This window comes from Mesorhizobium sp. M4A.F.Ca.ET.020.02.1.1 (assembly GCF_004022645.1).
In the GTDB taxonomy this organism is placed as follows: Bacteria; Pseudomonadota; Alphaproteobacteria; order Rhizobiales; family Rhizobiaceae; genus Mesorhizobium.
Map to the genome: position 1 here is coordinate 1 of NZ_RZOI01000100.1, position 12323 is coordinate 12323.

14 protein-coding genes are annotated in these 12323 nt (G+C 64.6%); 4 read left to right on the forward strand and 10 right to left on the reverse strand.

The genetic code is table 11. From position 1 onward, the window contains the following. Positions 1-368 (reverse strand): cytochrome b (locus EN742_RS09605; protein WP_148670061.1); only part of this gene is annotated, 368 nt, incomplete at its 3' end. Positions 369-509: 141 nt separating this feature from the next. Continuing rightward, positions 510-1400, reverse strand: a complete 891-nt coding sequence (locus EN742_RS09610) for a LysR family transcriptional regulator (protein ID WP_128332729.1) — start codon at positions 1398-1400, stop codon at positions 510-512. Positions 1401-1496: 96 nt separating this feature from the next. Here EN742_RS09610 and EN742_RS09615 point away from each other — a divergent pair, with 96 nt between their 5' ends. Next, positions 1497-2492, forward strand: coding sequence for an aldo/keto reductase (locus EN742_RS09615; protein ID WP_126057143.1), 996 nt, complete (start codon positions 1497-1499; stop codon positions 2490-2492). A 239-nt stretch (positions 2493-2731) separates the two neighbouring features. Here the strand turns inward: EN742_RS09615 and EN742_RS09625 are convergent, their stop codons facing one another. From EN742_RS09625 to infC, 8 genes are all read right to left on the reverse strand, one after another. Continuing rightward, on the reverse strand, positions 2732-3334 hold the full coding sequence (locus EN742_RS09625; RefSeq protein ID WP_126057142.1) for a nucleotidyltransferase family protein: 603 nt from the start codon (positions 3332-3334) through the stop codon (positions 2732-2734). Positions 3335-3374: 40 nt separating this feature from the next. After that, entirely contained in the window at positions 3375-5783 is a 2409-nt protein-coding gene (gene pheT, locus EN742_RS09630; protein WP_126057141.1) for a phenylalanine--tRNA ligase subunit beta, read from the reverse strand. Next, complete coding sequence (locus EN742_RS09635; protein WP_127405103.1) at positions 5780-6202, reverse strand: GFA family protein; 423 nt, start codon at positions 6200-6202, stop codon at positions 5780-5782. Before EN742_RS09635 ends, pheT begins: the two co-directional genes overlap by 4 nt. Then, entirely contained in the window at positions 6199-7284 is a 1086-nt protein-coding gene (gene pheS, locus EN742_RS09640) for a phenylalanine--tRNA ligase subunit alpha (protein WP_126057139.1), read from the reverse strand. Before pheS ends, EN742_RS09635 begins: the two co-directional genes overlap by 4 nt. 95 nt (positions 7285-7379) lie before the next feature. Next, entirely contained in the window at positions 7380-7781 is a 402-nt protein-coding gene (rplT, locus tag EN742_RS09645; protein ID WP_042637600.1) for a 50S ribosomal protein L20, read from the reverse strand. 37 nt (positions 7782-7818) lie between these two features. Beyond that, positions 7819-8022 carry a 50S ribosomal protein L35 gene (gene rpmI / locus EN742_RS09650; protein ID WP_027166935.1) on the reverse strand — a complete coding sequence of 68 codons (204 nt, stop codon included), beginning with the start codon at positions 8020-8022 and terminating at the stop codon, positions 7819-7821. A 238-nt stretch (positions 8023-8260) separates the two neighbouring features. After that, a complete protein-coding gene (locus tag EN742_RS09655) occupies positions 8261-8911 on the reverse strand; it encodes an isoprenylcysteine carboxylmethyltransferase family protein (RefSeq protein WP_126057138.1) in 651 nt (216 codons plus the stop codon). 208 nt (positions 8912-9119) lie between these two features. Next, positions 9120-9656 carry a translation initiation factor IF-3 gene (gene infC / locus EN742_RS09660; RefSeq protein ID WP_126057137.1) on the reverse strand — a complete coding sequence of 179 codons (537 nt, stop codon included), beginning with the start codon at positions 9654-9656 and terminating at the stop codon, positions 9120-9122. A gap of 219 nt (positions 9657-9875) precedes the next feature. Here infC and EN742_RS09665 point away from each other — a divergent pair, with 219 nt between their 5' ends. From EN742_RS09665 to EN742_RS09675, 3 genes are all read left to right on the forward strand, one after another. Continuing rightward, positions 9876-10646, forward strand: a complete 771-nt coding sequence (locus EN742_RS09665; protein ID WP_126057136.1) for an alpha/beta hydrolase — start codon at positions 9876-9878, stop codon at positions 10644-10646. A gap of 2 nt (positions 10647-10648) precedes the next feature. Beyond that, positions 10649-11833, forward strand: coding sequence for a benzoate/H(+) symporter BenE family transporter (locus EN742_RS09670; protein WP_126057135.1), 1185 nt, complete (start codon positions 10649-10651; stop codon positions 11831-11833). 75 nt (positions 11834-11908) lie between these two features. Next, positions 11909-12323: DUF2852 domain-containing protein (locus EN742_RS09675; RefSeq protein ID WP_128332730.1), on the forward strand; the 415-nt coding region annotated here is incomplete at its 3' end.

The window sequence follows — 12323 nt, forward strand, 5'->3', positions numbered from 1 at the left end:
ATGCTGGGGATTTCCAGCGTCGAGACCGACACCAGCGCCCAGCCGGACAGAGGCAGCGCGATCTGGAAGGCATAGAGCAGAATATGCGCGAGTGGTGCTGCCCGCCGCTCCAGGGTGCCGACCGATGACGGCAAGGGTGGCACCGCATTGCCGAGCCGCCACGCGACGCGCAGGATGATCAAGCCAAGCAGCAGGAAGCCGAAGGATTTGTGCAGCTGGATCAGCTCGAAGGCGGTGCGCTGGCTTTCGATCCGCATCATCGCGAAGCCGAGCACGAACTGGCCGATGAAGATCAACCCGATCAGCCAGTGCAGGATGATCGTTGCCCAGCCGTAGCGGGTGGAGGTGTTGGTGATTGACGATTCCATGGCCGAAAAACGCCGCTGAGGTCAGCTTTCTTCCAGGCTACCCTATGCCCCACTCTCCACACAATTCCGGGCGCCGGCGGCGGCCAATAAGGTTGGCGACCAACCTTGGAGCGATGGTTTCGCCGCGGGCCTGCAGCGCGCCTACCCGCTCACCTTGAAGAAATCCACGAAAGCCCTGAGCGCCGGCCGCATCTGCCGACGCCTCGGATAATAGACGAAGAAGCCGTCGAAGGATGGGCACCAGTCATCCAGCACGCGGATCAGCCTGCCGGTTGCGAGCGGGGTGCGGACATAGTCCTCGAAGACGAAGGCGAGCCCGGCGCCGCCGACCGCCGCCTGGGCGATCAGATGGTCCTCGTCGAGGATTAGCGGCCCTTGCGCAGCGATCTCGATCTCCTCGCCGTCCTTCTCGAACTCCCAGCGATAGAGGATGCCGCTGGAAAAGCGGAAGCGGATGCAGCGGTGGTCGGCAAGCTCGCGCGGGTGGCTCGGCTTGGGGCTGGTCGCGAAATAGGACGGCGCGCCGACCACGGCACCGCGAAGATCCGGGCCGATGCGCACCGCGATCATGTCGCGCTGCAGGCTCTCGCCGAGCCTGACGCCGGCGTCGAAGCCGCCCTCGACGACATCGGTGAAGCGGTCCTCGATGACAATTTCCAGCACGATGTCGGGATAGGCGACGGCGAAGGCGCCGAGCCTCGGCGTCAGCGTCAGGTGCGCTGCCGTGCGCGGCACGGTCAGCCGCAGGTTGCCGGCCGGTCGGTCGCGCGCCTCTACCGCCGTCTCCAGCGCAAGGTCGATCTCGGACAATGCTGGCCGCAGCCGTTCGAGCAACTGCGCGCCCTCCTCTGTCGGCGCCACGCTGCGCGTGCTGCGGGCCAGGAGCCGCACGCCGAGCCGGGCCTCCAGGCTCGACACCGCGTGGCTGACTGCCGACGGCGCAATGCCGAGCTCGCGCGCGGCGCCGCGGAAGCTGGCGCATTGGGCGACCGTGGCGAGCACCGCGAGCTGGGAAAGGTTCGTTCGGTTCATTGATCTATCTTTTGGAACAAGTTGTGCGAAAGAGACATGATTATCGAACGGCGTGCAAGGCACTATTTCTCCCCCATCGCAACAAGGAGATGCGCCATGCAAACCCGCAAGCTTGGAACTGAACTCGAAGTCTTCCCCGTCGGCCTCGGCTGCATGGGCATGAGCTTCGGCTATGGCGGCCAGCCGGAAGCCGAGGCGATCGCCACGCTGCGCCGCGCCATCGAGATCGGCGTCACCTTCTTCGACACGGCCGAGGTCTATGGCCCCTACGAGAACGAGATCCTGCTCGGCAAGGCGTTGAAGCCGGTGCGTGACAAGGTGACGATCGCCACCAAATTCGGCTTCAAGATCCTGGAGGAGGGCAGCGGCACCGACCGCATGGCCGGCGTCGACAGCCGCCCCCAACATGTCAAGGCAGTGGCCGAGGCCTCGCTCAAGCGCTTGAATACCGATGTGATCGACCTCTATTACCAGCACCGTGTCGACCCCAACGTGCCGATCGAGGACACAGTCGGCGCCATGGCCGAGCTGGTGCGCGAGGGCAAGGTCCGCGCCCTCGGCCTCTCGGAGGCGAGTGCGACGACCATCCGCCGGGCGCATGCCGTGCACCCGATATCGGCGGTGCAGAGCGAATATTCGCTGTGGAGCCGCGACCCCGAGGATGAGGTGTTCGCCGTCTGCCGCGAGCTCGGCATCGGCTTTGTGCCCTACAGCCCGCTGGGACGCGGCCTGCTCACCGGCACGATCGCCAAGCCCGATGTCCTCGGCGCCGGCGACTGGCGCCTCGGCCTGCCGCGCTTCCAGGCCGAAGCCATGGCAGCCAACGCCAAGGTTGTTGCCACACTGGAAAAGATGGCGGCGGAGAAGGGCGTGACATCGGCACAACTGGCGCTCGCCTGGGTGCTGCACCAGGGCGATTTCATCGTGCCGATCCCCGGCGCGCGGAAAATCCGCCATCTGGAGCAGAACACGGCAGCAGCCGGGGTCGAATTGAGTGCTGCGGAGGTGGCTGCCATCGGCGACGCGCTGTCGCCGGATAAGGTGGTCGGCAAGCGCTATACCGAGGAGCTGATGGCGCTGGTGAATGGGTGAGTACGCAGAATGCTGAATGGAAAGGGACGCTTCGGCGCCCCTTTTGTTGAGGTGCTGGTGCGAGGCACCCCCTCTGTCCTGCCGGACATCTCCCCCTCAAGGGGGGAGATTGGCTGTCACCGCCGCTTTCGCCAATTACGAACGTTTGAAGGAAAGGCGCGGCGTCAAAGCTGCTGATCTCCCCCCTTGTGGGGGAGATGCCCGGCAGGGCAGAGGGGGGCGCCTCGCACACACCTATCTTACCAGGCCACCATACGAATCTCCGGCCAATACTCCCGCGCCCGCGCCCCCTTCACCTCATGCGTCCGCTGATTGTCCAGCGCCCGATTAGGCGTGATGCGGAAGGAAAAAATATCGTCGAGCCCGAACGGCGCCACAAGATCGAGGCGCCCCTGTGCATCGTACCGCACTCCAACCGCGTGCGTCTTCGAAGCAAAATAGCTGACGGACTCGCTTGCGCTCGCATAGCGCGGGCATTCCTGCCCGAACTTCTCCGGATACCACAGATGCACCCGCGCCTGGTTGCGCACCTCGACCGGCAGCGCCAGCCCTGCGAAGTGCAGCGCCGCCCGGCGGATCACCGCATCCTCGGCCTCGTAGGAAAGGTCGGCATCGTCGAAATAGAACAGGTCGACATCCTTGATGCCGTAGCCCGGCGGCTTGCCGGTCAGATGGTTCCAGACGCTGTTGTAGAGCGCGCCCGACACCATCAGCCAGTCCGGCAGCGCGAGATCACGCACCCGCGCCAGTGTTTCGCCAATGAGCGGGTCGGTCGCGATGATGCCGAGGAACGCCGCGCGCTGTTCTTCAAAAGGAAGGCCGGAATAGCGCAGATGGTCCATCGCCCTTTGGAGGACGATTCGCCATCTGACGGCAATCCCCTCAAGTCCTCAGCACGCCGCCCGTCTGCTTGTTGACGTTCTCGACGATGCGTTTGGCCAGCGCCTCGAAATCCTCGTCGGTCAGCGTCTTCTCGAGCGGCTGGATCGACACCTCGATGGCGATCGACTTCTTGGCCGCGCCCAGTGACGCGCCCTCGAAGATGTCGAAGACCGAGACGCCGGTGACCAGCTTCTTGTCGGCAGCGAGTGCGGCGCGCACCAGCGTGCCGGCCTCGACCGTCCTGTCGACGACGAAGGCGAAATCGCGCTTCACCGCCTGGAAGGCGGAGAGCTCCAGCTTCGGCTTGGTCCGTGTCGGCTTGGCTTTTGGCTCCGGCACCGCATCGACATATACCTCGAAGCCGCAGAGCGGCCCGGAGACATCGAGCGCTTCCAGCGTCTTCGGATGGAACTCGCCGAACGTGCCGAGCACCGTCTTCGGCCCGAGCTTGATCGTGCCGGAGCGGCCGGGGTGGTACCAGGCCGGGCCGCCGGGCTCGATCTGCAGCCGGTCGACCGGCGCGCCGCAGGCTTCGAGCGCGGCGATCGCGTCCGCCTTGGCGTCGAACACGCCGACTGGCCCGGAATTGCCGGCCCAGCTGCGGCCGGAGCCGTCGAGTTTGGCCGTGCCGCGCCGCACGCCGGCGGCGACGCGCCGCTGCTGGTCGGGCAAATCGCCTTCATAGGTGCCGGAGACTTCGAACAGCGCCACGTCGCCGATGCCCCGGTCGGCATTGCGTTGTGCCGCCGAAATGAGCCCAGGCAGCAGCGAAGGCCGCATGTCCGACATGTCGGCGGCGATCGGGTTGGCGAGCTTCAGCGCCGTCTGGCCGCCGCCGAACAGCTCGGCATGCTTTGCCGGAATGAAGGACCAGGTCACGGCCTCCATCATGCCGCGCACGGCCAGCGCTCGCTTCGCCGCGCGGGTGCGGATCTGCAGTGTCGTCAGGATCCTGCCGTTGACCGCGTCATGCGCGCCAAGCGGCTGCGGCGCGATGTTGTCGACGCCGTGGATGCGCATCACCTCCTCGACCAGGTCGGCCTTGCCGTCGACATCCGGCCGCCAGGACGGCACCTTCACCTCTACGTCGTCGCCCGAACTGCGCGGCTCGAAGCCCAGGCGGGTCAGGATAGCGAGCGCTTCCTCTCTTGGCACCTCGATGCCGGTCAGCCGCCTGACCTCCGACAACGGGAAGGAAACCACCTTCGCCCTGTGGCCGGCATAGCCGGCAACCTCGATCTCCGTCGGCATACCGCCGCAGAAGTCGAGCACCAGCTTTGTCGCCAGTTCGAGGCCTGGCACCATGAATTCGGGGTCGACACCGCGTTCGAAGCGGTAGCGCGCATCGGAGATGATGCCGAGCGTGCGGCCGGTGCGCGCCGTGGTAATCGGGTCCCAAAGCGCCGACTCGATCAGCACGTCGGTGGTGTTCTCATCGCAGCCGGAATGCTCGCCGCCCATGATGCCGGCGATGGATTCGACGCCGTCCTCGTCGGCGATCACGCACATCTCGGGCGTCAGCGTGTATTCGCGGCCGTCGAGCGCCAGTACCTGTTCGCCGTCCTTTGCCCGGCGTACGGTCAAGTTGCCGGCGACCTTTGCGGCATCGAACACATGCAGCGGCCTGCCGCGGTCGAAGGTGACGTAGTTGGTGATGTCGACCAGAGCGCTGATGGGCCTGAGCCCGATGGCGAGCAGCCTCTGCTGCAGCCATTTTGGCGACGGGCCGTTCCTCACGCCTCTGACCAACGTGAGCGCGAAGCCGGGGCAGAGCTCCGGAGCCTCGATCTTGACCTTGACTGGACACATGCCGGTACCGGCATGTGGCATGATCCCGCCGCCGACGAGCCGGCCGAGCCCGCTCGCCGCGAGGTCGCGTGCGATGCCGTAGACGCTGGTCGCATCCGGCCGGTTCGGCGTCAGATTGATCTCGATCACCGGGTCGTCGAGATGGGCATAGGCGGCGAAGCTGGTGCCGAGCGGCGCATCCGCCGGCAAGTCGATGATGCCATTGTGCTCGTCGGAAATCTCCAGCTCGCGCTCGGAGCACATCATGCCGTGGCTCTCGACGCCGCGGATCTTGCCGACCGAGAGCGTCACGTCGATGCCGGGAACATAGGTGCCGGGCGCGGCGAAGGCGCCGATCAGGCCGGCGCGGGCGTTCGGCGCGCCGCAAACCACTTGCACCGGCGGCTTGCCGTCGCCGGTGTCGACCGTCAACACGCGCAGCCGGTCGGCGTCGGGATGCTGCACTGCCGTCAGCACTTTAGCGATGACGAAGGGCTTCAGGCCCGCCTTGTCGTCGACATGTTCGACCTCGAGGCCGATCGCGGTCAGCCGTTCGACGATCTCGGTCAGCGACGCGTCGGTCTCGAGATGGTCCTTGAGCCAGGAGAGGGTGAATTTCATAGCTGTGTTCCGTTGGGTCTGGGCACGCTGGTCTTCAGGTGTCTCGGCAAGTCGTCCGGCATGTGCAGGAAGGGAAGCTGCTCGCGCACATGGGCATGGTGCGTCGGCTTGAAATAGGCCGGCATGTCCATGGCACCGAGCGTGAAATAGATGTGGCCGCTGAGCCGCCCGTCCACATAGGCGATTGGCGAGCCGCAAATGCCACAGAAGGATCGCGTCACCGGGCCGTTCTCGAACTTCTTCAGCGCCTTGCCGTCGAGCGCCACCTGGTCGGCCATGAAGCCGACAAAGGCCGACACCGGCGCGCCGCTCGCCCGCCGGCAATCGCCGCAATGGCAATAGCTGATGTGGTGCGGCTCGGCTGACGCCTCGAACCGCACCGCGCCGCAGCGGCAGCCGCCGGTGTGCGGCGCTGTCATGCGGAGAGGCCTCCGAACAGCGTCGGCATGTCGAGCGGCCGGAAGCCGTAATGCGACAGCCAGCGCACATCGGCGTCGAAGAAGGCGCGCAGGTCCGGCATGCCGTATTTCAGCATGGCGATGCGGTCGATGCCCAAGCCCCAGGCAAAGCCCTGGTATTCGTTGGGATCGAGTCCGCCATGGCGCAGCACGTTGGGATGCACCATGCCGCAGCCCAGTATCTCCATCCAGTCGGAGCCTTCGCCGAAGCGCACCTCGCCGGGCCGCGAACGGTCGCACTGGATGTCGACCTCGAGGCTCGGCTCGGTGAACGGGAAGAAGGACGGCCGGAAGCGCATCTTGACGTTAGGCACCTCGAAGAACGCCTTGCAGAACTCCTCCAGCACCCACTTCATGTTGGCGACGTTGGCTGATCTGTCGATCACCAAACCCTCGACCTGATGGAACATCGGCGAGTGCGTGGCGTCCGAATCCTGCCGGTAGGTCTTGCCGGGAATGACGATGCGGATTGGCGGCTTCTGCCGCTCCATGGTGCGGATCTGCACCGGCGAGGTGTGCGTGCGCAACAGCTTGCGCTCGCCCTTCTCGTCCGGCTGGAAGAAGAAGGTGTCGTGCATCTCGCGCGCCGGATGGCCTTCCGGGAAGTTCAGCGCGGTGAAATTGTAATAGTCGGTCTCGACATCGGGACCTTCGGCGATGGCGAAGCCGAGGTCGCCGAAGATCGCCGCGATCTCGTCGATGACCTGGCTGATCGGATGGATGCGGCCGCGCTCGGCCGGCGACTGGCGCACCGGCAGCGTCACGTCGACTGTCTCGGCGGCCAGCCGGGCAGCGATCGCCACGTCCTTCAGTTCCGCCTTGCGCGCCGTGAGCGCCTCGGTGACGCGGTTCTTCAGCCCGTTGATCGCCGGGCCTTTCACCTGCCGCTCCTCGGCGCTCATCGCGCCAAGCGTCTTCAGCATTTCGGAGACCGAGCCCTTCTTGCCCAGCGCCGAGACACGCACCGCCTCGATCGCCTGCTCGTCGGCGGCCGACGCAATGTCGGCCATCAGGGAATTTTCGAGAGTTTCCATGTCACTCATGTTCCAGACCTGATTGAGCCAAAGAAAAACCCGCGCCAGCCCTGCCAGCGCGGGTTTCCCAAATCAAGTGTCGAATAAGCTTGGGAAGGCGCTGGTTAGGCTACAGCGCTTTCAAAAGCGTTCGGCGTGGTGTTCTTGAGGTATTCGAGCGCGACCTTGGCCTTGGCCACCAGCGCGGCGAAAGCCTGCGGCTCGTGGATGGCCATGTCCGACAGGACCTTGCGGTCGATCTCGATGCCGGCCTTGTTGAGGCCGTCGATGAAGCGGCCATAGGTCAGGCCGTGCTCGTGGGTCGCGGCGTTGATGCGCTGGATCCACAGCGCGCGGAACGAACGCTTGCGGTTCTTGCGGTCACGATAGGCGTACTGCAGCGACTTTTCCACCGCCTGCTTGGCGATGCGGATGGTGTTCTTCCGGCGGCCGTAGAAACCCTTGGCGGCTTTCAGGACCTTCTTGTGCTTGGCGTGAGCGGTGACGCCTCTCTTTACGCGTGCCATGTCATGATCTCCTTAAAACGTTGTCCAGGCCGAATGCTCAGAGGCCGTTCGGCAGAAAATTCTTGATGACCTTCTTGCCGTCCGGTTCAGCCAGAACCATCGTGCCGCGGGCATCGCGAATGAACTTGTTGGAACGCTTGATCATGCCGTGGCGCTTGCCGGCGGCAGCCGACAGCACCTTGCCGGTGGCAGTAATCTTGAACCGCTTCTTGGCGGCCGATTTGGTCTTCATCTTGGGCATTTTGCTACTCCGTATTGTGGGCGCACCATCGCGCTTCTTGTTCGCTTCGGGCCGACCAAAGCCCGAAAAGCAAATGAAACCGCCACGGCATGCCCTGCCGGGCGGTTTTTGTTTTTTGCTCTGCGTATCGTGCGTTCCGTAAATCAGAGATGATTTCCGGGCCGATACGCGGAACGGCGGTCCTATAGATCAAAGCGGGCCCGGGCGCAACACCTCAGGCTGTGCGACGCTCTGTCCTTCAGGGAAGGCGGAAAAGCACCGGCAGCACACCCGACTGCTGCGCGCCGTCAATCAGCTCGAAGGCCGGCAGGGCGACCAGGAACACCAGCCCGTCGAGCAGCGTGGTGAGCAGCAGGCGCGGCTTGAAGCTGCCGGTATCGCCTTCATCGTAGAGCGAGAGGTTGGGAAAGAAGCGCGGCACGCGCGCGACATAGGTCTGGTAGGGTGCGCCGAGCGCCTCCTTGAGGAACTTCTCCTCGCGCAGGATGACGATGTGGAAGGCGCCGGCGCATAGGGCCGCGAAGAGGATGATCCCGGTGAACGAGCCGATCTGCGCCCCGACGCCGGCGGCGGCGACCGTCGAGAACACATAGAGCGGGTTGCGGGTGATCGAGTAGGGGCCGCCGGTAACCACTTCGGAGGATTTGCGTCCGCCGATATAGAGCGTCGACCACAGGCGGCCGACGACGCCGAGGAAGATCAGCAGCACACCCAACATCTCGATCGACTCATGCACCCAGGTATCGGGCGGAAAGGTCGACTGGCCGAACAACAGCGCTGCGAACAGCACCACGATCAGCACCGCAATCACCATTCTGCGTATTTGCTGGTAATTGCCCAACCCATATTTTGCATGGGTGGTGTCAGGGAATTTGACGTCATCGACCATGATACATCCGATCGTCGAGATTGCCGGCGATCGGATTGAAAACTGGCGCCCCGCCGATCGTCGGGACGCCCTGCTCCGCAATTCAGGCGGATTTTAGGGCACGCTGCGGTGAAGGCTGGTCAATTCTGCTTTCTCGAAGCCGTGATCGAAGCGAAGGCTTGGGCAGTCATGCGGCACGGATCGGACTGGAAGAAGGTGCCCGCCCCGTTTAACGGGGCGCCAGCACCATCATCATCTGGCGGCCTTCGAGCTTTGGTTCCGCCTCGACCTTGGCGATCGGCGCCACCTCCTCGCGGACCTTGTTCAGAAGCTGCATGCCGAGTTCCATATGCGCCATCTCGCGGCCGCGGAAGCGCAGCGTAAGCTTGACCTTGTCGCCTTCCTCGAAGAAGCGGCGCACCGCCTTCATCTTGGTCTCGTAGTCATGGCTGTCGATGTTCGGGCGCATCTTGATCTCCTTGATCTCGATGACCTTCTGGTTCTTGCGCGCCTCGGCCGCCTTCTTCTGGTTGGCGTATTTCAGCTTGCCGAGATCGAGGATTTTTACGACGGGCGGCTGTGCGTTGGGCGATATCTCGACGAGGTCGAGCCCGGCTTCTTCGGCGAGCAGCAATGCGTCGTTGATGGAAACTTCGCCACGGTTCTGGCCTTCGGCGTCGATAAGCTGGACCCGGGGAACCCGGATGTCACGGTTGGAGCGCGGCCCATCCTTGGTGGGCGCCGCTGCTTTGAAAGGTCTGCGAATGGTCGTGGTCTCCTTGGGCCGTTTCGTTCAGGGTTCAAAAGTTCGGATCGTCGGGACGCGCCAATGTGGTGAGCGCGCGGCGCAAGTCAATAGCACAGGCTTCTCAAGAAATCACCTGATCCCGCGCCTGCACCAAGCAAAGAAAGTTACTGAGCACTTTTCGTCGAACGCCCCGCCGTGCCAAAAGACCGGCGTGAGGAACAGGACCTACCGCCAGCCATGACCGCCAACGCTCCCGTGTATCTGGATGTCGAGGGAACCAGCATCGCCGTCAGGCAGGCGCAAGGTGCCGCGCCCGGCATCGTCTGGCTCGGCGGCTACAAATCGGACATGCTGGGCACCAAGGCCGAGACGCTGGCCGGATGGGCGGCAAAAGATGGCCGGGCCTTCTTGCGCCACGATTATTCCGGACATGGCGAGTCCGGCGGCGCCTTCGCCGACGGCACCATCTCGAAATGGCTGGCCGAAAGCCTTGCTGTGTTTCGCCGTTTCACGCAGGGCAGCCAGATCCTGGTCGGCTCCTCGATGGGCGCCTGGATTGCGCTGCGCATGGTGCAGGAGCTGCGCAAGACGGGTGACGCCAACGTCGCCGGCCTGGTGCTTTTGGCGCCGGCGCCGGATTTTACCGCCGAGTTGATCGAGCCGGTGCTGACCGAGGCGCAGAAACACGATCTGTCCGAGAAAGGGTTCTTCGCCGAACCGTCGGACTATTCGGCCGAGCCCTATATCTACACCCGTGCTCTGATCGAGGACGGCAGGCGGAACCTGGTGATGGACGGGCCGATCGATACCCATTGCCCGGTGCACATCCTGCAGGGCCTCGCCGATCCGGAAGTGCCGTCCAGCCATGCGCTGAAGCTCGCGGCGCTCCTGCCGGCCGACGACGTGACGCTTTCGCTCATTCCTGACGGCGACCACCGCCTGTCACGGCCGCAGGATCTCGACATGCTGGTGCGGGTGGTGGGCGATGTGGTGCAGCGAGGCCCGTGAGCATGCGCATCTCCATTCCGATATCCGCTTTCGTTGCGGCGATCATCGGTTTCGGCGGCACGCTGGCCGTCGTCATCGCCGCCGCCAAGGCGGTCGGCGCGACCCAGACCGAAACCGCGAGCGGGGTGACGGCGATCTGCCTGGCGATGGCCGTCGAGTGCCTGTGGCTGTCCTGGCGCACGAAGATGCCCATTATCACCGCCTGGTCGACGCCCGGTCTGGCGCTGGTCGCGGCATCGAGCGGCTTTTCCGTGGGCGAGGCGGTCGGCGCCTTCATCGTAACTGCCGTCCTTTTGGTCGCCACCGGCCTGTTCAAGCCGCTGACCCAGCTGATTGCCAGGATTCCGCCGTCCGTTGCTTCCGGCATGCTGGCCGGCATCCTCGTCGGCTTCGCCACCAATGCCTTCAAGGCCATTCCCGGCGACCCCTGGCTGATCCTGCCGCTGATCGCGGCCTTCTTCGTCATCCGGCTGTTCAACCCGGCGCTGTCGGTGCTGGCGGTGCTGATCGGCGGCGGGCTGGCCGCCTTCCTGACCGGCCGTGTCGGCGGCCTGCCGGTGCCGGAACTGTCGACGCTGACGCTGATCGCGCCGCATTTCACGGCGAGCGCCATCATCGGGCTCGCGCTGCCGCTCTACCTTGTCACCATGGCTTCGCAGAACCTCTCCGGCCTCGCCGTGCTCAGAGCCGCCGGCTATCATCCCGAGCCCGGCCCGCTGATCGGCGTTACCGGCTTCTTTTCCCTGCTGTCGGCGCCATTTGGCGGCGCCACCTCCAACCTGGCGGCCATTTCGGCGGCGATCTGCACCGGGCCGGACGTCCATCCCGACCCCGCCGAACGCTGGAAGACCGGGCCTTTCTACGCACTCGCCTATTTCGTCTTCGCCGTCTTCGGCGCCTCGCTGGTGGCGATCTTCGCAGTATTGCCGCAGAGCCTGATCGTGCTGGTGGCGGGTCTTGCGCTGATCGCGCCGCTGACCAATGCGCTTTCGATCGCGCTCAAGGACGAGGGCCACCGCATGGCCGCGATCGTCACCTTCGCCGTCACCGCTTCGGGCCTGACGCTGTTCGGCGTTGGCGCGGCATTTTGGGGCCTGGTCGCCGGCATGGTTGTGCTTTTCCTCGAAGAACTCAAAATGAGACAATCATTTCAGCCTCTTGTCCGCTTTTGGGTGCGCTCGTCTTGAATCGCTGTTTTGCCCTTCCCATTTCGATTCCACGCAGCCGGAATTGGCTGTCTCCAACGGAAGGACTGGGAGAAAATGAACACAACTGCATTGATCCGTCCGGCCTGGACGCCGGCGACCATCGCACTGATGGTGATCGGCTTCATGGTGTTCTGGCCGCTCGGCTTCGCCATGCTCGCCTACATCATCTGGGGCGACCGGCTCGACGGCTTCAAGCGTGACGTGAACCGCGCTACCGACGGCATCTTCGCCGGCTGCCGCCGCGGCTCCGACAAGGCCGCGCGCTGGGGCCACGGCTCGTCGCGCACCGGCAACGTCGCCTTCGACGACTGGCGCGAGAAGGAGCTCGACCGCCTGGCCGAGGAACGCCGCAAGCTTGACGAGATGCTGACGGAGTTCGATGAATATGCCCGCGAGCTGCGCCGCGCCAAGGACCAGGACGAGTTTGACCGTTTCATGGCTCAGCGCAACAAGCCGACCGCTCCGACGA